General features: G+C 64.4%; 20 protein-coding genes. 10 read left to right on the top strand and 10 right to left on the bottom strand.

Going from position 1 to position 20,794, the window contains the following annotated elements; genetic code table 11:
- Positions 1-28: 28 nt before the first annotated feature.
- From E4K64_RS31005 to E4K64_RS30990, 4 genes are all read right to left on the bottom strand, one after another.
- A complete protein-coding gene (locus E4K64_RS31005) occupies positions 29-1,246 on the bottom strand; it encodes a substrate-binding protein (protein ID WP_135166790.1) in 1,218 nt (405 codons plus the stop codon).
- A 4-nt stretch (positions 1,247-1,250) separates the two neighbouring features.
- Entirely contained in the window at positions 1,251-2,108 is an 858-nt protein-coding gene (locus tag E4K64_RS31000; RefSeq protein WP_135166789.1) for a branched-chain amino acid ABC transporter permease, read from the bottom strand.
- Positions 2,109-2,144: 36 nt separating this feature from the next.
- A complete protein-coding gene (locus tag E4K64_RS30995; RefSeq protein ID WP_135166788.1) occupies positions 2,145-3,659 on the bottom strand; it encodes an amidase in 1,515 nt (504 codons plus the stop codon).
- Between the two features lie 152 nt (positions 3,660-3,811).
- Entirely contained in the window at positions 3,812-4,996 is a 1,185-nt protein-coding gene (locus tag E4K64_RS30990; protein WP_167772347.1) for a substrate-binding domain-containing protein, read from the bottom strand.
- A 179-nt stretch (positions 4,997-5,175) separates the two neighbouring features.
- Between E4K64_RS30990 and E4K64_RS30985 the strand changes: the two genes are divergently transcribed.
- On the top strand, positions 5,176-5,619 hold the full coding sequence (locus E4K64_RS30985; protein WP_135166786.1) for a MarR family winged helix-turn-helix transcriptional regulator: 444 nt from the start codon (positions 5,176-5,178) through the stop codon (positions 5,617-5,619).
- Positions 5,620-5,706: 87 nt separating this feature from the next.
- Here E4K64_RS30985 and E4K64_RS41950 read toward each other — a convergent pair whose 3' ends face one another.
- Positions 5,707-6,108: a DUF6006 family protein gene (locus tag E4K64_RS41950; RefSeq protein ID WP_430642543.1), complete on the bottom strand. Its 402-nt coding sequence runs from the start codon at positions 6,106-6,108 to the stop codon at positions 5,707-5,709.
- 596 nt (positions 6,109-6,704) lie between these two features.
- Between E4K64_RS41950 and E4K64_RS40900 the strand changes: the two genes are divergently transcribed.
- Both E4K64_RS40900 and E4K64_RS30975 read left to right on the top strand, forming a co-directional pair.
- The gene (locus tag E4K64_RS40900) at positions 6,705-6,974 is read left to right on the top strand and encodes a protein NO VEIN domain-containing protein (RefSeq protein WP_209312001.1); all 270 of its coding nucleotides are present in this window, start codon (positions 6,705-6,707) and stop codon (positions 6,972-6,974) included.
- Positions 6,975-7,871: 897 nt separating this feature from the next.
- Complete coding sequence (locus E4K64_RS30975; RefSeq protein ID WP_205680534.1) at positions 7,872-8,072, top strand: hypothetical protein; 201 nt, start codon at positions 7,872-7,874, stop codon at positions 8,070-8,072.
- A 38-nt stretch (positions 8,073-8,110) separates the two neighbouring features.
- Here the strand turns inward: E4K64_RS30975 and secA are convergent, their stop codons facing one another.
- Positions 8,111-10,951, bottom strand: coding sequence for a preprotein translocase subunit SecA (secA, locus tag E4K64_RS30970; protein WP_135166785.1), 2,841 nt, complete (start codon positions 10,949-10,951; stop codon positions 8,111-8,113).
- Positions 10,952-11,305: 354 nt separating this feature from the next.
- On the opposite strand from secA, the gene E4K64_RS30965 reads away from it, so the two are divergent.
- Together E4K64_RS30965 and argJ are read left to right on the top strand one after the other, a co-directional pair.
- Positions 11,306-12,214 (top strand): peptidylprolyl isomerase, encoded by a 909-nt coding sequence (locus E4K64_RS30965; RefSeq protein ID WP_126260711.1) that lies wholly within the window; start codon positions 11,306-11,308, stop codon positions 12,212-12,214.
- Positions 12,215-12,316: 102 nt separating this feature from the next.
- Positions 12,317-13,558: a bifunctional glutamate N-acetyltransferase/amino-acid acetyltransferase ArgJ gene (argJ, locus tag E4K64_RS30960; RefSeq protein WP_135166784.1), complete on the top strand. Its 1,242-nt coding sequence runs from the start codon at positions 12,317-12,319 to the stop codon at positions 13,556-13,558.
- A gap of 177 nt (positions 13,559-13,735) precedes the next feature.
- On the opposite strand, the gene E4K64_RS30955 is transcribed toward argJ, so the two are convergent.
- Entirely contained in the window at positions 13,736-15,088 is a 1,353-nt protein-coding gene (locus E4K64_RS30955; protein ID WP_135166783.1) for a TadE/TadG family type IV pilus assembly protein, read from the bottom strand.
- A 141-nt stretch (positions 15,089-15,229) separates the two neighbouring features.
- On the opposite strand from E4K64_RS30955, the gene E4K64_RS30950 reads away from it, so the two are divergent.
- Positions 15,230-15,640: a (deoxy)nucleoside triphosphate pyrophosphohydrolase gene (locus E4K64_RS30950; RefSeq protein WP_135166782.1), complete on the top strand. Its 411-nt coding sequence runs from the start codon at positions 15,230-15,232 to the stop codon at positions 15,638-15,640.
- A 111-nt stretch (positions 15,641-15,751) separates the two neighbouring features.
- Here the strand turns inward: E4K64_RS30950 and E4K64_RS30945 are convergent, their stop codons facing one another.
- Entirely contained in the window at positions 15,752-16,600 is an 849-nt protein-coding gene (locus tag E4K64_RS30945; RefSeq protein WP_135166868.1) for a methyltransferase domain-containing protein, read from the bottom strand.
- Positions 16,601-16,766: 166 nt separating this feature from the next.
- Between E4K64_RS30945 and E4K64_RS30940 the strand changes: the two genes are divergently transcribed.
- The 4 genes from E4K64_RS30940 to E4K64_RS30925 are packed head-to-tail and all read left to right on the top strand — an operon-like array spanning position 16,767 to position 19,241.
- Positions 16,767-17,564 carry a ComF family protein gene (locus E4K64_RS30940; RefSeq protein ID WP_135166781.1) on the top strand — a complete coding sequence of 266 codons (798 nt, stop codon included), beginning with the start codon at positions 16,767-16,769 and terminating at the stop codon, positions 17,562-17,564.
- A gap of 47 nt (positions 17,565-17,611) precedes the next feature.
- Complete coding sequence (gene grxC / locus E4K64_RS30935) at positions 17,612-17,887, top strand: glutaredoxin 3 (protein ID WP_126260706.1); 276 nt, start codon at positions 17,612-17,614, stop codon at positions 17,885-17,887.
- Positions 17,884-18,762 (top strand): carbon-nitrogen hydrolase family protein, encoded by an 879-nt coding sequence (locus E4K64_RS30930; protein WP_135166780.1) that lies wholly within the window; start codon positions 17,884-17,886, stop codon positions 18,760-18,762. The genes grxC and E4K64_RS30930 overlap by 4 nt, the downstream gene beginning before the upstream one ends.
- Positions 18,759-19,241, top strand: coding sequence for a DUF1178 family protein (locus tag E4K64_RS30925; protein ID WP_135166779.1), 483 nt, complete (start codon positions 18,759-18,761; stop codon positions 19,239-19,241). The genes E4K64_RS30930 and E4K64_RS30925 overlap by 4 nt, the downstream gene beginning before the upstream one ends.
- 97 nt (positions 19,242-19,338) lie before the next feature.
- Here the strand turns inward: E4K64_RS30925 and E4K64_RS30915 are convergent, their stop codons facing one another.
- Both E4K64_RS30915 and E4K64_RS30910 read right to left on the bottom strand, forming a co-directional pair.
- Complete coding sequence (locus E4K64_RS30915) at positions 19,339-20,238, bottom strand: EamA family transporter (RefSeq protein WP_135166777.1); 900 nt, start codon at positions 20,236-20,238, stop codon at positions 19,339-19,341.
- Between the two features lie 281 nt (positions 20,239-20,519).
- Positions 20,520-20,794 (bottom strand): transposase (locus tag E4K64_RS30910; protein ID WP_209311901.1); only part of this gene is annotated, 275 nt, incomplete at its 5' end.

Genomic DNA, 20,794 nt, shown 5'->3' with positions numbered 1-20,794 from the left:
CGACGGGGAGAGGTGAAGAACAGCCCCGTCAGCATTCCTTGGGATCGACGAGGCCGCTGCTGCGCGCGACGATCTCGTAATTCCCGCCTTTGGCGACCGCGGTGTACATCTTCATCTTGCAGTGCCGTTTGCCGGGGACCATCTCGGCAGGTCCGCCCGGACCTTCAGCGATCTTGGCATGGTCGAGCGCGGCGGCAACGGACTCGCGGTCGATCTTGCCGGCTTCCTTCACTGCGGCTTCCCACAGCTTGAGGCCGCGATAGGTGCCGGTGGCGGCACTGCCGGCCGCGAACAGGAAGTTGCCGGGGAAGTCCTTCTCATAGGCCGCCTGAATTTTTGCGTCGAACGGGTTCTCCTTGGTCAGGACCTTGAAATAGTCGAGGCAGCTGGCGAGGCCTTCGATCTCGGCGGCCTGATTGATGTTGAGCGTGTTCTCGTCATAATAGACGCAGGCGAGACGCCCGCCGTTCTTGAGGAAGCCGGCTTCATAGAGCTGCTTGAAGAACGGCCCGACGCCGGGCGGAATGACGGTGTTGAAGACGACATCGACCTTGTTGGAGACGATGCGGTTGACGGTCGCGGAGAAATCGACCTGGTCGAGCGGGTAGTATTCCTCGAACACGACCTCGCCGCCGTTCGCCTCGATCACCTTGCGGGCATAGACGTTGAGCGTGTGCGGCCAGACGTAGTTGGCGCTCGGGAGCGCGAACTTCTTGCCGCCGTTCTTGATCAGCCAGGGGATGAACTCGTCGCATTGCTGCGCCGGCGTCGGCCCGGTGCAGAACAGATAGGGCGTGCACTCCTTGCCCTCGTAGAGCTGGGGATAGATGTAGAGCGTCTTGCCGCGCGCCACGATCGGATCCTTGATCGCGTTGCGCATCGACGAGGTGATACCGCCCAGCACCATGTCGACCTTGTCGCGCTGGATCAGCTTGCGGACGTTGCCGACGGCGACGGATTCGTTGGAGGCGGTGTCCTCGATATAGAGCTCGAGCGGACGGCCGAGCAGGCCGCCGGCGGCGTTGATCTCCTTGATCACCATCTTGGCGACATTGGCGTCGGCATTGCCGGCATAAGCGATCGGACCGGTGAGGTCGGTGGCGATGCCGACCTTGATCGGGGCTTCGGCCGCGTTGGCCCAGGGCGCCGGGATCACCCAGCTGCCGATGCCGGTTGCGACCGCGCCGGATGCAAAGGCGAAATTGGAGAGGAAGCGGCGGCGTGAGAGCTGAGTGCGATCGAACATGTGACTAAACCCCTTTTCCAGCGATGAGGCCCTGCGGGCGGAATTTGATGAAGACAATGGCGAGCACGAAGACGAGCACGTCGGCGACGACGGGCGCCATCACCCATGGCAGCGCGGCGCTGAGCGTGCCGATGACGCCGGCACCCGCGACCGGCCCGATGAAGGAGCCGACCCCGCCGACCATGACCGCGACAAAGCCCTGGATCAGGAAGCGCAGGCCGAGATCGGCATAGAGGCTGAACACCGGGACGATCAGCGCGCCGGCGAGACCGGCAAGTGCGGAGCCGAATGCGAAGGTGGCGCCGTACATCAGGGGCGTGGAGATGCCCGAGGCCCGCGCCAGCGAGGGATTTTCCAGCGTCGCGCGCATGCGCAGGCCGAAGCTGGTGCGCGACAGCAGGAGGTAGCAGCCCGCCATCACCAGGAGCGTGATGACGATAATGGTGAAGCGCCAGGCCGAGATGTGCATGGCGCCGATGTCGATCGAGCCGCCGATCGGCTCGGGCACGGTGAGATAGAAGCCGCCGATCAATCCGCGCACGGATTCGCGGATGATCAGGCCGAGCGCATAGGTGCCGAGCATGGCGACGATCGGCGCGGCGTAGAAGCGGCGGATGATCAGCGCCTCCAGCGCGAAGCCGAGCGCGCCGACCACGAAGGGCGCCGCGACCATGCCGGCCCAGATCGGCATGCCCTTGGCGTAGGCGAGATAGGTGATGTAGGCGCCGAGCAGGACGAACTCGCCCTGCGCGAAATTGAAGATGCCCATCATGCTGGCGATGATCCCGAGCCCCAGCACGATCAAGACAATGATCGCGCCAAAGCTCAGGATCTCGAACGCTGCGACGAACGCGTTAGCCATGCGTGGCGTTTCCAGCGGTCTGCATCAATGCCCCGCTCACATCTTCTTCCAGTCGCCGATCTGCTCGAAGGCGTGGGCGGCACGGTAGATGGTGGATTCCTCGAACATGCGGCCGACCAGCATCAGGCCGACCGGCAGGCCGTCGACCATGCCGCAGGGCAGCGACATCGCGGGATGATGGGTGATGTCGAACGGCGCGGTGTTGGAGATCATCTCCAGCGCGCGGGCAACGTATTCCTCGCGGCTGGCGTTGGGCTCCGGCAGCTTGGTCGCCTTCATCGGCGTGGTCGGCATCAGCAGCAGATCGTAATCCGCGAACGCCTTGTCGTAGGCGGCGGTCAGCCGGCGCGAGATGTTGAGCGCCTTGCCGTAGAAGCGCGGGCCGAAATTGTTGTTGATGTAGGTGCCGAGCATCATGAACAGCTTCGTGGTCTCGGACAGCGAATCCGCCTGCCGGCGCCAGCCGCGATGGAAATCCATCAGCGAGGTCGAATAGAGATCGCCGCGGCTGAGGCCGTAGCCGTCGCCGAACATCATGGTCTGGGTCAGGCCTTCGGTGCCGATCGGAGTCCAGATCGCGCCGCCCAACAGGTGCATCGGGATCGAGACGGTCTCGACACTGGCACCGAGATCCTTGAAGCGCTTGGCAGCCTCACGAACGCTCTCGTTGACGGCGGCTTCAGCGGTCGGCTGCTCAAAACCTTCCTTGACGATGCCGATCTTCATGCCCTTGACGCCCTGGCCGAGCGCCTTGGTGTATTCCTCGACCTTGGGCGCCTTGATGCGGGGATCGTAGCCGTCGTCGCCGGCGAGCACTTCGAGCAGCAGCGCGTTGTCGGCGACCGTCGCCGTCATCGGGCCGGTATGGTCGACATAGATCTCGATCGGCATGATCCCGGTATAGGGCACGAGGCCCCAGGTCGGCTTCATGCCGTAGACGCCACAGAACGAGGACGGCATCCGGATCGAGCCGCCCTGATCGCCGCCGATCGCCATGTCGACTTCGCCGAGCGAGACCACGACGCCCGAGCCCGAGGACGAGCCGCCGGCGGAGTAGCCCATCTTGTGCGGATTGTGCACCGGCCCGTAGGAGCCGGTGTGGCTGCCGCCGGACAGGCAGAAATGCTCGCAATGCACCTTGCCCTTGATCTCGGCGCCGGCATCCAGCATGCGCGTGACGATGGTGGCGTCGAAATCGGGCATATAGCCTTCCAGCGTCGACGAGCCATTGGTCATGGGAACGCCGGCCAGCATGATGTTGTCCTTCAGCGCGACGGTCTTGCCCTTGAGCTTGCCGCTGGCGGCGCCTTTCACGGTCGACTTGCGGTACCAGGCATTGCGCGGGTTCTCTTCGGCCGAGGGGCGATAGCCCGGCGTGCGCGGATACTTCACCTCCGGCAACTCGTCCGGCATCGCGGCAACGAGATTGTAGGCCTCGATCGAGCCCTGCATCAGGCCGCGGAAGGAGGCGACGTCCTCATCGGTGAGCGAAAGGCCGCATTGCTCGGCGACACTGCGAAGCTGGGCTGGCGTGGGAAGGACAACTGTCACGGCGCTCTCCTGAAGTTTTTCGGAACGTTGGGCGTGGCCGCCCCGGCGCGACGCACGCAGCAGCGGCCTCGCCGAAACATTCAAAACGGAAATATTTTCCTTTTCAAGTATTATTTTGCGCGCCGGCCTGCTCGGGAATTGCCGGGGCGAGCTCAGAGCGGCTTGATCAGCCTGAAATCGAGGCCGTCGGCCGCGGCAAGATGCATCGGCATCCGCGCGCGCCCGTCGCGGACCGTGACCGGGCCGCGGGCGCCGCTGTAGACGATGTTGCGGCCGGCCGCGAGCATCGGGCCCATCGACAACGAACCGGCCTTGTTTGCGACGGTTTCGAGAAAGCGCAGGCCTTCGTAGCTGGACTGTCCGACCGAGCCGATCGGTGGCGCATTCGGCCCGAACATGGCGTGATAACGGCTCTGGAAGTCGTCATTGGCGCGCGCGCCCGTGCCGGTGAAATAGCCCGAGGCGCAGAACATGTTCTCGCTGTTGTCGGCGCCGATGCCGAGCAGCACCGTCTCGTCCATCGCGCCGGCGAGCCGCAGCGTGGTGGCGCCGAGGCCGCATTCGCCGAAGGCGCGGTTGAAGGTGATGCTGTCGGTGCCGATCAGCGAGATCAGCACGACATCCGGCTTGGTCGCGCGGATGCGCGCCAGATGCGGCTCGTGATTGTCCTCGCCGAGGGGAACGAACTCTTCGCCGACGACGTGGCCGCCTGTTTCCCTGATGTAGGTCTTTACCGCGCGATGCGATTGCCAGGGCCAGACATAGTCGCTGCCGATCAGGTACCAGCGCCGGGCCTTCTTGACGTCGGCAAGCCAGTGGATGGCGGGGCGGCTCTGCCAGCGCGGCGTCTCGCCGATCGCCATCACGCCGGGCGTGCGCTCGCCGCCCTCGTAGACCGGCGTGTAGATATAGGGGATACGATGACGCGTGGTGACGTCGCGCAGGCCGACGCGGACCGCGCTGGTGTGCAGGCCGACGATGAGATCGACCTCGTCGAACGCGATCGCCTGCTCGGCGCGGTCCAGGACGTCATCCAGCGGCCCGCCGGCGTCGTAGATGGAGAGTTCGATCTCCCGCCCGAGGATGCCGCCGCGCTTGTTGATCTCCGCGACGGCGAGCTGCGCGCTGTTGGTGGCGCAGGGGCCCCAGACGCCGGGCGAGCCGGTGCAGCAGATGAAACCGCCGATGCGGAGCCTGTTGGCGCCGCGCCGTTTGAACAAGGCATGATCGCGCGGAGACAACGCACCGTCAGCTGCCGGTGACGACAGATTCCTGAACAGCAAAGACGGCGGCAACGCCGGACCGCCGTGAGCCGGGAAGTTTACCGTCGCGCGCACGCCAACTCCTGTCTGGCTCCAGACCTGAAAGCACATTCTGCGGGCGGCCGCGGCATCCGCCCCTTTGTTGGGCAATTATCCTATTTTGAAAATATTGAAAGTTCAACAATTGAAGTGCATATAGATGCAGCATTGATTGCAAGACATTCACTCATTTGGGTCAAGACGAAGTCTTAGCCGTGGCAAAACCGACCAAAGCAAACACTCCGATCACCGAACACCTCGCCTATCTGCTCGCGCAAGCCAACCGGGAGATCAACCGGCAGCTCGAATTGCGGCTGAGCAAGGAGGGGGTTCCCGTCGAGCAATGGCGTATCCTGAAAGTGCTGTCGGATGGCAATGGCCATTCGATGGGCGAACTCGCAGAGGCCGTGCTGCTCAACCATCCGACGCTGACCAAGATGATCGACCGCATGGTCTCGGACACGCTGGTCTATCGCCTCCAGGACCCGAACGACCGCCGCAAAGTGCTGATGTTCATCTCCGACCGCGGCAAGGTGCTGTGCAAGAAGCTCAACTCGCTCGCGGTGGACCAGGAGGAACACATCCTGGAGAGCTACGGCGACAAGTCGACCAGCGAGTTGAAGCGGCTGCTCGAGAGCCTGATCGACAGCTCGAATTGAACATGATCGGAGCATGCGAGCCTCATTGAGCGCGCGAGGCTCGCCCTTAAGTCCATGCGCAGGCCGAACGGGCGACGCACAAATGCATCATCGCCAGCACGAGAGCGGATAGCGCTGGCGGTTCCATGTCGTCCAGCCCACGGCCCGGTTGCTGACCGGTTTAGCCAGGTACCATTTGTTGCCGTCAGCGTGCTGGAAGTACAGGCCGCCCTGGGTACCGCTGCGTGGATTTGTCAGGTTCACCCATCGCGAGCCATTGTCTGAAAATCTGCCTGCCCAGCGTGCTCCCGAGGTGCTGGTGCAAACGTTCCCGTCGCAGGTTGTCTGACTGTCGTCCACGGCGGCCCACTTCATCCGGGCCGGCCGGCCGTCGATCTTGCAAGACCATGTTCCGCCCCACCATCCGGCCACTTGGCTCGCAGGGGCAGGACCGCCGCCGTAAAAGCTGAATGCAAGAACACAAAAGGCAGTCGGCAGCGCACGTCCCATTCCAGACATTGTCCGATCTCCCATTTTTGCCGCGTGTTGTGATTCAATCAAAGCACAGATTGAGCTCTCTTCAGGTGAAGCAGATCACAAGAGCCGTGGCGGAAAATTGGATGGGCTAGCCGGCGGCGTTCCCGTTCGCGACACGATCCCGCATCCTGCCGTTGGCATTCCGGGACGTGAGACAGTCCTTCAACCTGCGCAGCCGGACGAAAGCACTGAGCCTCCGAAATCTGCGCAAGCAGCAACACTAGGAAGTGATCGCTGGAGCAGCCGCGGCGGGCCGCCGGGGATTTGCGTCGAAGCCGTTTGCCCGGTGATTAAAGCGCGATGAGATTTGAGCCGCGCTCATACAGCGTGCGCCGCCGGTCCGTGATGCACCTGAAGATCAGGAGCCCGATATGGACCGGAGGCGTTTCAACGCCGAAGGTGCTTCCGCCTGCGATCCGCCAGCTTGTCGGGAAGTTTGATCCCGCAGAGCGGGATGCCAGAAACCGCGACTTGGGGAAGACCGGAGAAAAGTTCGTCGTAGAGTTCGAACGCATCCGCCTCCGACGAGCTGGGCGAGAAGATTCGATAACGTTCGTTGGGTCTCCGACCTGGATGGCGACGGATACGGGTACGATGTCCGTTCCTTTGAACCCGATGGACAAGAGCGGTTACTGGAAATCAAGACGACGTGCGGACACGAACGCACGCCGTTTTGGCTCACCAAACGGGAGGTCGACGTTGCTGAAGCGAGAAGCGACAAATATCGAGTTCGGCGCGTCTTTCACTTTCGCAATCATGCGCAGATGTTTGAAATCGCTCCACCTCTTGAAGATGCGCTCTTCATGACGCCAACGACGTATTCTGCGGTCCCAAGATGACCTTTTGATCTGGTTCGAGCACCCTGCGCGCCAAAGTCGCGGGGCAATGCAGCCCTTTTCCACAAAACATTCGGATATACCTAATTTCTCTTTATCCGAAGCACGACACACCCTATACTCCCTCGCCATCTCATCCCTCCGGAAGGGGCGGGTCGCGATCGTCACGGTTCGTGGGGTGGGTTGCGGTGGACGCGGGCGGCAGTGGCGCCAGGTGCAGTCGCAGGGCGGGTAGTCCCCGTGAGCGATCAGCGGGCGCGGGTACGACAGCGCGGCTTGCGTACGGCAAAATCGTGTGGTCCTGGCGCCCGCAGGCTGGCGTCAAGTCTCCGCGGTGGTGTGCGTGCCCGACCGGGTTGCGCATATCAGCGATCTGCGAGGCGACGGGGGCAATAGTGCAACGCTCCCCGGGGAGAGCGCGACATAAGCCGTCAAACCATCGCGCAGGGAAGGCCGGTTATCGGGCTGCACCTGTGTCTCCCCTGTGAGCGTCTACCTACGCATCATTGCACAGGGGCTCGCGGGTGCCAGCCGGTACCCGGCCTTCCCTGCGCCCTTCCGATTCCCGAGGGGCAAGAATAAAGCAAAGACCTGGGCGCCGATGCGCCGCGGGATTGCGACCTTGCGCGCAGAGCGCACATGGGCGACCAGCTTGACGGCATCGAACAATAAAATATACTATACCGTATAGTTCATTAAATGGAGATCATGGTGCCGCTTTCTTCCCCTTGTCCCTCGCGCTGGTGGGACGAGCTCCGCTCGAAGACCCGCTTGATCCGGCCCACACGAAAGTCGCGACGGCTGAAGGTTCTGGTCGCAATCGCGGTGATCGCAACGACCCCCGCGACAGCTCAGATGCCGCCGCCGCCTCCCGAATTGCCTCCGGAGGGCCCGCTGGACATGATCGCGGGAATCGTCATCCAAAAATACAAGACGTCCAGCTGCGAGGATCTGAAAGCAAAGAAGGGAGAGCCCCCGCCAGAAATCATCGGAGCAGCGGTTGCCTTCCTGAAGGGCAATCCCTCCCTCAAGGTGAAATTCATCAACAAGGTGGCCGCGCCGGTCGCCAACAAGATGTTCGACTGCGGAATGATCCCCTGAGGACCTTCAGCGACGCTGCAGCTCGGGGGCCTCAGCCCTCAAGCATACCGTCCGTGACAGTGCTTGTACTTCTTGCCGCTTCCGCACGGGCAATCCTCGTTGCGGCCGACCTTGCCCCAGCTGGCGGGGTTCTTGGGGTCGCGAAGCGTGGCATCGGTGGCCTGCGCGCCGAGCGTGACGCTGGCAAGCGCCATCTCGTCCTCGCCGGTGTTGGGGTCGAACTTGTGCGCCTCCATCGGCGGCAGGACCGGAGCTTCCTGCTCCGGCGGGACGATCTCGACCCGCATCAGCTGCGCCGTGACGGCCTCGCGCAAATGGGCGCTCATCTCCTGGAAGAGATTGAAGGCTTCGGTCTTGTACTCCTGCAAGGGATCGCGCTGGCCGTAACCGCGCAGGCCAATGACCTGGCGCAGATGGTCGAGCATGATCAGGTGCTCGCGCCAGAGATGGTCGAGGGTCTGGAGCAAAATGGTCTTCTCGACGTAACGCATCACGTCGGGACCCCATTGCGCCACCTTGGCCGCCATGTGCTCGTCGGCCCTGGTCTCGATCCGGTTGAGCAATTCCTCGTCGGCGATGCCCTCTTCCTTGGCCCATTCGTCGACCGGCAGGTCGAGATCGAGCACGCGCTTCAGCTCGTCCTTCAGGCCTGCGACGTCCCACTGCTCGGCATAGGCATGCTCGGGCACGTGCTTGGCGACGAGGTCGTCGATAAAGGCGTGGCGCATGTCGGTGACGGTTTCGGCGACGCTGTCGTCCTTCATCAGCTCGACGCGCTGGTCGAAGATCACCTTGCGCTGGTCGTTCTGGACGTTGTCGAACTTGAGCAGGTTCTTGCGGATGTCGAAGTTGCGCGCCTCGACCTTCTGCTGCGCCTTCTCGAGCGCCTTGTTGATCCAGGGATGGATGATGGCCTCGCCCTCTTGCAGGCCGAGACGCTGCAGCATGCTGTCGAGACGGTCCGAGCCGAAGATGCGCATCAGATCGTCTTCCAGCGACAGGAAGAACTTCGAGCGGCCGGGGTCGCCCTGACGGCCGGAGCGGCCGCGCAGCTGATTGTCGATGCGGCGGGATTCGTGACGCTCTGAGCCGATGATGTAGAGACCGCCCGGCTTCTTCACGGTCTTGGCGGGCTTGGACCCCTTCGCCGGCTCGATCTCGACGGTCTCCTCGGCCTTCAGCACGATATTGCGGAAGGTCTCGATGTCGGCCTTGATCTGCTCGATCTTCCTGGCCTTCTCCGCTTCGTCGGTGATCCCGGCGGTCTCCTGCTGGATGCGCATCTCCAGCGAGCCGCCGAGCTTGATGTCGGTGCCGCGGCCGGCCATGTTGGTGGCGATCGTGATCGCGCCGGGCACGCCGGCTTCCGCGACGATATAGGCTTCCTGCTCGTGGAAGCGCGCGTTCAGCACGGCGAACAGCTTCGCCGGCTTCCCGGCGCGGGCCGCCGCATAGAGCTTGTCGAGGGCGTGCTCCTTGCCGAAGTCGATCTGCTTGTAGCCGTTCTTCTTGAGGAATTCGGCGAGCACTTCCGACTTCTCGATCGAGGCCGTGCCGACCAGCACCGGCTGCAGCCGCGAATTGGCGCGCTCGATCTCGGCGAGGATCGCCTGGTATTTTTCCTGCTGGGTGCGGTAGACCTCGTCGTCCTCGTCGAGACGGGCGACCGGCAGATTGGTCGGGATCTCCACGACCTCGAGCTTGTAGATGTCGAACAGCTCGTCCGCTTCGGTCGCGGCCGTGCCGGTCATGCCGGCGAGCTTCTCGTACATGCGGAAGTAGTTCTGGAAGGTGATCGAGGCCAGCGTCTGGTTCTCGGGCTGGACCTGGACGTGCTCCTTGGCCTCCAGCGCCTGGTGCAGGCCTTCCGAATAACGGCGGCCCGGCATCATGCGTCCGGTGAACTCGTCGATGATGACGACCTCGTCGTCGCGGACGATGTAGTCCTTGTCGCGGGTGAACAGCGTGTGGGCGCGCAGCGCCTGGTTGATGTGGTGCACGACGGAGACGTTCTCGACGTCGTAGAGCGACTCGCCCTTGAGCTGGCCGGCATCGCGCAGCAGCGTCTCGATCTTCTCCATACCGGCTTCGGTCAGCGTCACCGTGCGCTGCTTCTCGTCGACGTCGTAATCGGTCTTGTCGAGCTTGGGCAGGAACGAATCGATGGTGTTGTAGAAGTCGGAGCGGTCGTCGAGCGGGCCGGAGATGATCAGCGGCGTGCGCGCCTCGTCGATCAGGATGGAGTCGACCTCGTCGACGATGGCGAAGAAGTGCGGGCGCTGGACCATGTCCTCGAGCCGGTACTTCATGTTGTCGCGCAAATAGTCGAAGCCGTATTCGTTGTTGGTGCCGTAGGTGATGTCGCAGGCATAGGCCGCCTTGCGCTCGGAATCGTCGAGGCCGTGCACGATCACGCCGGTGGTCATGCCCAGGAAGCCGTAGATCTGGCCCATCCAGCCGGAGTCGCGGCGGGCGAGGTAGTCGTTGACGGTGACGACGTGGACGCCCTTGCCGGCGAGCGCGTTGAGGTAGACCGCGAGCGTTGCGACCAGCGTCTTGCCTTCGCCGGTCTTCATCTCGGCGATATCGCCCTCGTGCAGCACCATGCCGCCGATCAGCTGGACGTCGAAATGGCGCTGGCCGAGGGTGCGCTTGGCGGCCTCACGCACGGTGGCGAAGGCGGGCACCAGGAGATCGTCCAGCGTCTTGCCCTCGGCAAGCTGCTTCTTGAACTCGGCGGTGCGGGCCTTGAGCGCCTCGTCCGAAAGCTTGGAAACCTCGGGTTCCAGCGCGTTGATCGCGTTGACGCGGGACTGATATCCCTTCACCCGCCGGTCGTTGGCGGAGCCGAAAAACTTGCGGGCGAGCGCGCCGATCATGCCTAGTTCCTGTGTTCGCGATTTAACCGCGTTGGGCCCGAGAAAGTTGTCACCCGCCTGCCTATCAACTCACCGTGACGCCTGATGGCGTCTTCGGCCCGGACTGCGGGGTCGTCCGCCATATGGGTGGGAATTGGGCAAGCCTGGGTTCAACGGCCAAAAACGCAGCAAAATAAACGCCATCGCCATGGTCGCGACCGGCCAGAGATATGGCCCGGTCGGGGCCTTGTCAACGGCGGGCGCATTGCGGCTAATTCATCATTTTGACAGACTTTTCGCGTTGCCAAGCCCCCCTGACTTGGGCGAGTGTCCGCCCCGCTCGAGCAGCCCCCTGCTTCAACATAAGGATTTTCCATGACCAGCTCGTTCCCGGTAACCACCGGCCAGCGTTTCCGCCTTGCGACCGCCCTGGCTGGCAGCCTTGCTCTGGCGCTGTCGCTGGCGTTCGCGGGCCCGCTCCGGGCGGCCGACGATCCGGTGCTGGCGAAGGTCAATGGGGCGGAAATCAAGAAGAGCGACGTCGCCATGGCCGAGGAGGAGCTCGGGCCGAGCCTCGCCCAGATGGACCCCGCGACCAAGGACGAGAACGTCCTGTCGTTCCTGATCGACATGAAGATCGTCAGCAAGGCTGCCGAGGACAAGAAGGTCGCCGACAGCGAGGAGTTCAAGAAGCGCCTGGCATTCGCCCGCAACCGGCTCTTGATGGACAGCCTGCTCGCCAATGAGGGCAAGGCCGCCACCACCCCCGACGCCATGAAGAAGGTCTACGAGGAGGCCTCCAAGCAGATCACCGGCGAGCAGGAGGTGCGCGCCCGCCACATCCTGGTCGAGACCGAGGACGAGGCCAAGGCGGTCAAGGCCGAACTCGACAAGGGCGCCGATTTCGCCGAGCTGGCCAAGAAGAAGTCCAAGGATCCGGGCTCGGCCGATGGCGGCGACCTCGGCTTCTTCACCAAGGAGCAGATGGTGCCGGAATTCTCCACCGTCGCCTTCGCGCTGGAGCCGGGCAAGGTCTCCGACCCCGTGAAGTCACAGTTCGGCTGGCACATCATCAAGGTCGAGGAAAAGCGCAACCGCAAGGCGCCGGACTTCGAGCAGGTCAAGGCGCAGATCGAGCAGTATGTGACCCGCAAGGCCCAGGCCGAGTATGTCGCCAAGCTGCGCACCGAAGCCAAGGTCGAGCGGCTGGACCAGCCGGCGGCTGATGCGTCCAAGGACGCCAAGCCGTCCGACAGCAAGATGGCGCCGCCGGCGAAGAAGTAAGAATTCGCTGTCACTTCGCTGACGCCGAGAGTATCTAAGCATCGCAATGGCCGGGCATCCCCCGGCCATCTGCATGTCCAGACCTCACCAAGGCGCCCCACGATGTCCTCCACCGTCTCCCCGCTCGCTCCCAAAACCGTTCCCGACATGCCCGTGATCGCGGGCATCCGTCTTGCGACGGCCGAAGCCGGCATCCGCTACAAGAACCGCACCGACGTGCTGCTGGCGGTGATGGACAAGGGAACCGCGGTTGCCGGCGTCTTCACCAAATCGAAATGCCCCTCGGCACCGGTGGAATGGTGCCGCGCCAAGCTGAAGGGCGGCAAGGCGCGCGCCCTCGTCGTCAATTCCGGCAATGCCAACGCCTTCACCGGCAAGACCGGCCGCGCCTCCACCGCGCTGACCGCCAAGATCGCGGCCAAGGCGGTCGGCTGCCGCGAGGGCGAAATCTTCCTGGCCTCGACCGGCGTGATCGGCGAGCCGCTGGATGCGACCAAGTTCGACGGCGTGCTCGGCCGCCTCGCCGAGACCGCCGAGCCCGGCGACTATCTCGCCGCGGCCAAGGCGATCATGACCACCGATACCTTTCCGAAGGTCGCGACCGCGACCGTCAAGCTCGGCAAGGCCAAGGTCACCATCAACGGCATGGCCAAGGGCGCCGGCATGATCGCTCCCGATATGGCGACAATGCTGTCCTTCATCTTCACCGACGCCCCGATCGCGCCCGCGGCCTTGCAGGCGCTGCTCAAGGCCGGTGTCGAGGACACCTTCAACGCGGTGACGATCGACGGCGATACCTCGACCTCGGACACGCTGCTGGCCTTCGCCACCGGTGCTGCCGCCGCGCACGGCGCACCAAGGATCAGCCGCGCCAGCGATCCGCGCCTGAAGGCCTTCGTCAAGGCCTTCAACCAGGTGCTCGCCAACCTCGCCGAGCAGGTCGCCCGCGACGGCGAAGGCGCGCGCAAGCTGGTCGAGATCATTGTCGAGGGCGCCAAGACCAAGGCCTCGGCGCGCAAGATCGCGATGTCGATCGCCAACTCGCCGCTGGTCAAGACCGCGATCGCGGGCGAGGACGCCAATTGGGGCCGCGTGGTGATGGCGGTGGGCAAGGCCGGCGAGCCGGCCGACCGCGACAAGCTCTCGATCTCGTTCAACGGCATCCGCGTCGCCAAGAGCGGCGCGCGCGATCCGTCCTATGACGAGGCCCAGGTGTCGGAAGCGATGAAAGCGCCGGAGATCGCGATTCTGGTCTCGCTCGGCCTCGGCAAGGGCCGCGACCGCGTGCTGACTTGCGATCTCACCAAGGAATATGTGGCGATCAACGGGGACTACAGGTCGTAATTTCTGTTGCGACTCCGCAGTCCGTCATCCTGAGGTGCGAGACACGCGGCGCCAAGCGCCGCGTGGAGAGCCTCGAAGGATGAACGGCCACGCTGCAGCAGCGCGGAAACAGCCGGGCCCTCGCCCTTCGAGGGCCGCTAGGAAGCGGCCACCTCAGGGTGACGGTGATTGATTGCATCACCCCGAGATCCGGGCGTCGGCGACCGCTTTCTTGAACAGCGCGTTCATCGCGTCCGCGATGCCCTCGGTCGGGCTCACCTCGAAATACAGCCCTGGCGAAGCGCAGCTCTGCATGTTCTGCGCGATCTCGCTGTTCGGCGACGGGCCATAGGGCCCGGCATTGAACGGATCGATCCATTTCATGTACCAGCCGTTGGTGGGCAGCGCGAGATAGGTCGTGTACAGCACGGCGACCTTGACGCCCCGGTCCTTCATCGTCTTGCAGAGCGAAGCGTTGATCGGCGATTGGCACCGCGAGGAACCCGACAACGGCTTCAGGCAGTCCTTATTGCTTTCGTCGGCGACACCGTCGGAGACGAAAAAGAGATACTTCAGGGGCGCGTTGGATTTACCGCTTCCGGGATTGGGGATCTCGTTGTTGATCGCCGGAAAGATAGTGCTGAACGGCGTGTCCTGATCCTTGGTATATTTGTCGTTGTTGCCGTAGACGCCCATCAGGTCGATGTTGCCGGCCGCCGTCTTCGCGCTCGACAAATTCGAGGACAACGCGAAAAGCGTACGCAAGCCGATCGTCTTTGACTCCGCGCCGAAATCGTAGATCGCCATGCGGAACTGGTTCGAATAGGTCTGGCTCGCGGCAGCCGTGTCCATCAGGGACTGGGTGGCGGTACGCAGCACGTCGATCCGCGTTGTCACGCCGATGCTCTTGGCCAGATTGTAGTAATTGTTGGAGTCGTTGTAGTCGTGGCAAGCGAAGGCGCACTGGTCGTTGGGCTTGAAGCTGCTGCCGGTGGTCGCGTTGACCAGCTTGGTCACGTCGGCCGGCGTCGCCGCCACGCCCATCGACGGCGAATTGTCCAGCAGGAGGTAGAAGTCGACATAGAGCGGCATGCTCGCCGTCGCCTTCGACGTGCCGGTCACGGTCAACGCGGACTTGCCGATCACGCCGAGGAACATGGTCTTGATGGTGCCGCTGAACGCGACGGTCGAGCTGACGGTCGAGCCGTTCTTGACCACGGTCGGCGTGACGCTGTCGAGCGTATAGCCGGTCAGATTGGCGACGTTGGCATTGAAGATGTTCCTCGCGTCGGTGACGCCCTCCGGGATCGCACCGTCCGAGTTCATCGTGCCCGCCGCCTTGAAGGCCGGCGATGCCTTGGCGACCGCGCCGACGCTGGCGGCATCGGCCGCGGCCTGAAGCTTGGCTTGCATCTGCGTGGCGCGGGAGTAATCGACCGCGCAGCCAACCGCCGTGATCAGGGGGACGCAGGCGAGTGCGAAGATCACCGCGATATTGCCGCGCCGGTCGCGTACGAATCGGCGGATGGTGGTGCGAAGCACAGCGCGCATGAATTGGGCCCGGAATGGTTTAAATATGTTCCCACTCTAGGAACCGTTGATTAAATATGACTTATGGGAGGCCAGACACGTGGCCCCCTCAACGGGATTAACGAATCCTTGCGAACGACCTCAGCGAGCGACATTGCGGGCATGGCCGATCTTAAACTGACATTGGTGGTGGCCTGCGCGCTTGTGGATGCCGACAAGCGCGTCCTGATCGCGCAGCGCCCCGCGGGCAAGGCGCTGGCCGGCCTCTGGGAATTCCCCGGCGGCAAGTGTGAGCCGGGCGAGCGGCCGGAGCAGAGCCTGATCCGCGAGCTCTCCGAGGAGCTCGGCATCATCGTCGCCGAGCCGTGCCTCGCGCCGCTGACCTTCGCGAGCTACGCCTACGAGACCTTTCACCTGCTGATGCCGCTCTACATCTGCCGGCGCTGGGAGGGACAGGTAGCGTCGCGCGAAGGCCAGGCCCTGGCCTGGGTCCGCGCCAACAGACTGCGCGATTATCCGATGCCGCCCGCGGATATTCCGCTGATCCCGCATCTGATTGATTTATTGATGTGAGGCCGTGCCCCGGACGCAGCGCGAAGCGCTGCAGAGCCGGGGCCCAGGAGCCGCAGACTGGGTCCCGGCTCTGCGCAGAGTCACTTCGTGCCGCACCGCGTCCGGGACGCGCTACTCTTTCCCCGCCTTCTTCACCGCCTCCGCCAGACTCGCCTTCGCCGATCCCGGCTTCAGCGGCTGCTGCTGGCTCGCATGCGGGGCCCAGCCGGAGAGCCAGATGATGTCGAACGTCGCCCGGATGCGGCCGTCGGCATCGGCAAAGCGCTCGGCATAGATTTCGGCCATCCGCAGCAGCGTCGCGCGCCGCGACGGCGAGCGCCGCCGCTCGATCATCACGTTGGCCGCGCCCATGCGACGGAGATCCTGCATCAAGGCGAACGCATTGGCGTAACGCACGACGACGCGATCGACATCGGTGACCGGTAGCGCAAAGCCCGCCCGCTGCAACAGCGCGCCGACGTCGCGCAAATCGGCGAACGGCGCCACCCGCGGCGAGACGCCGCCCTCGCATTCGGCCTCCGCCGCGGCGAAAGCCTGCCGGAGCTCGGTCAGGCTGTCACCGCCGATCATGGCGGCGAGCAGCAGCCCGTCCGGCTTCAGCGCGCGCCGGACCTGCGCGAGCACGCCCGGCAGGTCGTTGACGAATTGCAGCGCCAGCGCCGAGACGACGAGGTCGAGGCTTTCTGAAGAGATAGGCAGCTTCTCCGCGCCAGCCGCGTCAAGCGCGATGTGCTGGAGCGAGGGCAGGCGCGTGTGCAAATCCGCAAGCCCCTTGCCGGGCGTCCAGAGATCGGCCGGCGCGTGAAATTCCCGCATCACCGCGGCCAGCCGATCCGACATGTCCTCGGCAACGCGATCGAGCAGGAAGGTCACGGCCCCCTGCGCCTGCGCGCGATGCTGCCGCGCATGCAGCAGGGCGCGATCGAACAAAGCGGGCGGGACTTGCGGGGTCGGAGCCATGCCGCTGGTTACGCTGATGACCACCGTTCTGGCAACGCTCTCGTGTCCCGGACGCGCTGCAGCGCTCTTGCGCTGCTGCGCAGAGCCCCGGGCGATGCGCTGCGTCCGGGGCACGAGACCGGTACAATTGCTTGAGCACCACCGAGCGGAACGCTAGCCTCCCTGCATGGAAGCCGACGCCGCCCCGACCCGCTCCATCGCCGCACCCTTCCGTGCCGCGTGGACGGCCAGCCGTCACGTCCTGTCGCGGGCAGCTCGGCTCGCGCTCGACATCGCGCTGCCGACGCTGTGCGTGTCCTGCCGCGAACCGGTCGACGGCGAGGGCGTTTGCGCCTCGTGCTGGGCGCGGCTGTCGTTCATCGAGCGGCCCTATTGCCCGCGGCTCGGCATTCCCTTCGTCTACGACCCCGGCCCCGACATGCTGTCGATGGAGGCGATCGCGAGCCCGCCGGCCTACATGCGCGCCCGCGCGGCGGTGCGCTATGACGACGTCGCGCGCACGCTGGTGCATGCGCTGAAATACCAGGACCGCACCGATCTGGCGCCCGCAATGGGGCGCTGGATGGCACGGGCGGGCGGCGAGCTGCTGGCCGGCGCCGACATGCTGGTGCCGGTGCCCCTGCACTGGCGGCGGGCCTGGCGCCGCCGCTACAACCAGTCCGGGGCGCTGGCGCGAATCATCGAGCGGCAGAGCGGCGTGAAGGTACAGGGCGACGTGCTGCGCCGGGTGCGCGCGACGGAGCAGCAGATCGGCCTGTCGCGGGCCCAGCGCGCCACCAATGTGCAGGGCGCATTCCAGGTATCTTCCGACCGTCAGGCTGACGTCCAGGGCCGCCGCATTGTCCTGATCGACGATGTCCTGACCTCGGGCGCAACGCTGGATGCCTGCGCGCGGGCCCTGCTGCGCGCCAAAGCCGCCCAGGTTGACGTGCTGGTCTTCGCCCGGGTTGTGGAGGCCAGGTAAAGTCCCATATAATTCAATGAATTCATGACATGAGAGCGCCAGACGAGATGAACGCTGCTGTCGAGATCTACACCAGGCCGGGCTGCGGCTATTGTTCCGCCGCCAAGTCGCTGCTGACCCGCAAGAAGGCGGCCTTCACCGAATTCGACGTCGCCAAGAACCCCTCCTGGCGGGCCGAGATGTACGATCGCGCCGGCGAGGGCTCGACCTTCCCGCAGATCTGGATCGGCGGAACGCATGTCGGCGGCTGCGACGACCTGTACGCACTCGACCGCGAAGGCAAGCTCGACGGCATGCTCGAAGGCGTGAAGGCCAGCTCATGAGCGAGAACCGCACGTTCACCGCCGCGATGGTGCAGATGCGCACCGGCCTGATGCCGGGGCCGAGCCTCGAACAGGCCACCAAGCTGATCCGGCAGGCGGCAGCCAACGGCGCCGACTACGTGCAGACGCCCGAAGTCAGCAACATGATGCAGCTGAACCGCAAGGCGCTGTTCGAGCATCTGCAGAGCGAGGAGGACGACACCTCGCTGAAGGCCTACCGGGCGCTCGCTCAGGAGCTGAAGATCCATCTCCATGTCGGCTCGCTGGCGCTGCGCTTTTCGCCGGAGAAGGCGGTCAACCGTTCCTTCCTGATCGGGCCCGAGGGCAATGTGCTCGCGAGCTACGACAAGATCCACATGTTCGACATCGAGCTGCCGGACGGCGAGAGCTACCGCGAATCCGCCAATTACCAGCCCGGCGAGACCGCGGTGATCTCCGACCTGCCCTGGGGCCGGGTGGGCTTGACGATCTGCTACGACGTGCGCTTCCCCGCGCTTTATCGCGCGCTTGCCGAAAGCGGCGCGTATTTCATCACCGTGCCCTCGGCCTTCACCCGCAAAACCGGCGAAGCGCATTGGTATGTCTTGCTGCGTGCGCGCGCGATCGAGACCGGCTGCTTCATCTTCGCCGCAGCCCAGGCCGGGCTGCACGAGAACAAGCGCGAGACCTACGGCCATTCGCTGATCATCGATCCCTGGGGCGAGATCCTCGCCGAGGGCGACGTCGAGCCCGGCATCGTCATGGCCAGGATCGATCCGGCCAAGGTCGAGACCGCGCGCCGCGCGATTCCCTCGCTCCAGCACGGCCGCCGTTTCGGCGTGTCCGACCCCAAGGCGGGGCCGGACCATCTGCACCTCGTGCGGGGATCGGCATGATCCGCTACGCGCTTCACTGCGAAAAGGACCACGGCTTCGAGAGCTGGTTCCAGAGCTCGTCGGCCTATGACCAGCAGGTCAAGCGCAAGCTCGTGACCTGCCCGATCTGCGGCTCGGCCAAGGTCGAGAAGGCGATCATGGCGCCGCGCATCGTCGGCAAGAAGGGCCGCGGGCGTGCGACGCCGCCGCCGGAAGCGGCGACTGCTCCCACGCCCGAAGCCGCGCCGTCAGGTCCGACCTCGCTGTTGATGGCGCAGGAGAAAGAGCTGCGCGCCAAGCTGAAGGAGCTGCGCGATCACATCGTCAAGAACGCCGACAATGTCGGCGAGCGCTTCGCCAACGAAGCCCGCGCGATGCATTACGGCGACAAGGAGCACCGCCCGATCTACGGCGAGGCCTCCCCTGAAGAAGCGAAATCGCTGATCGACGAGGGCATCGAGGTCTCGCCGCTGCCGACGCTGCCGGAAGACCGGAATTGACGCGCAAAGCGCGTCATCCCGGGATGGTCCGAAGGACCAGACCCGGGATCTCGAGATTCCGGGTTCGCGTCTCCGACGCGCCCCGGAATGACAGCAGCTACACTCCCACCAGCACCGCCACGCCGATCACGATCAGCACGATGCCAAAAAGCTCGCGCGGCGCGACCGGCTGCTTGAACGAGTAATACGCCACGCCTTGCGCGAACAGCACCTCGATCAGAGCGAGCGTGCGGACATTGGCGGCGGCCGTCAGCGCGAACGCCAGAAACCAGAATTGCGAGGCGAAGGCGCCCGTGAAGCCTGCCAGCATCGACGGCCGCCATAACCCAAGGATTCCCCGCAGCACGTCCGGCGCCCGCCAGAGCAGGTAGATCGTCAGGATCAGCGTCTGCACGAACAGGCCGAGCACCAGCGTGACCGACGCCGCGGTCACGAAGGAGACATCAGACACATTGATGATGGCGCCGCGGAAGCCGACCGCGGAAAGCGCGAAGGCCGCCGCCGCAACGAGCCCGGTGATGGTCGGCTTCAGCTCCGCAAAGCTCTTCTCACCGCCTGGCCGGAGCGCAGTGATGACGACGCCGATGGTCGCGATCACGATCGCCAGCACCTTCAGCCAGGTCAGGTGATCGCCGAGGAAGACGAAGCCGAAGATCGCGGTCTGGATCGCCTCGGTCTTGAGGTACGCCGTCGTCACCACGAAGGAGCGGTCGTTCATCGCGAGCAGCATCAGGCCGGTGGCGACGATCTGGCTGAGCGCCCCCAGCAGCAGCCACGGCCAGAACGCGGTCGGCGGCATGCCGAGATGATCGCCGGTCGCAACCAGCACCACGCCCAGAAACAGCACCGAGAACGGAAAGCCGAACAGGAAGCGGATATTGGTCGCGCCCCAGGTCCCCAGCGGCTTCGTCAACGACCGCTGCATCGCATTGCGCACGACCTGCCCGAGCGCGGCAATGATGGTGAAGGGAATCCAGAGGCTGGCGATGGTGAACATGGGGGTGGTGAGCGGGGGAGCTAAGTGGCTAGGAAGGCAGGCTGGTTAGCCTGACGGGAACAGACTCACTGGTCAACCACATGGGCGTCATGGGTGCGATGCTCTCGCAACAAGCACAGTGTCGTCCCTGCGCACGCAGGGACCCATAACCCCAGGGAGAAGTTTTGCGAAGATTGCCAACCCGCGCATCTCACACCGAGACCCACCGGGAGATCACGCGGTATGGGTCCCTGCGTGCGCAGGGACGACGGCGTTTGCTGGTCGACCGTGAAGAACGTTGATCATGAGGTCTGTTGACGGGATGACCAGGCGCCGGCGAACAGGAAGGCGCAGCAGATCCGGACAAACAAAGTCGTGAGCCAGAGGATCAGAATCCGGAAGTTGTAGCCCGCGGCGGCAAGGACCGCGTTGGCGGCGTCGCCGCGGGTGCCGGCGAGATGATTTCGGTTCATCCGGTGCTCATTCTTGAGATGGCCTATCACCGGTTCGACCGCGGATCGGCGTCGGAAGGCGCGTTTGATTGCTGCGGTCACGCCACGCTTCTGGCCGGCGACAT

This window comes from Bradyrhizobium frederickii (assembly GCF_004570865.1).
GTDB classification, from domain to species: domain Bacteria; phylum Pseudomonadota; class Alphaproteobacteria; order Rhizobiales; family Xanthobacteraceae; genus Bradyrhizobium; species Bradyrhizobium frederickii.
This window is presented reverse-complemented; position numbering and strand designations above follow the sequence as displayed.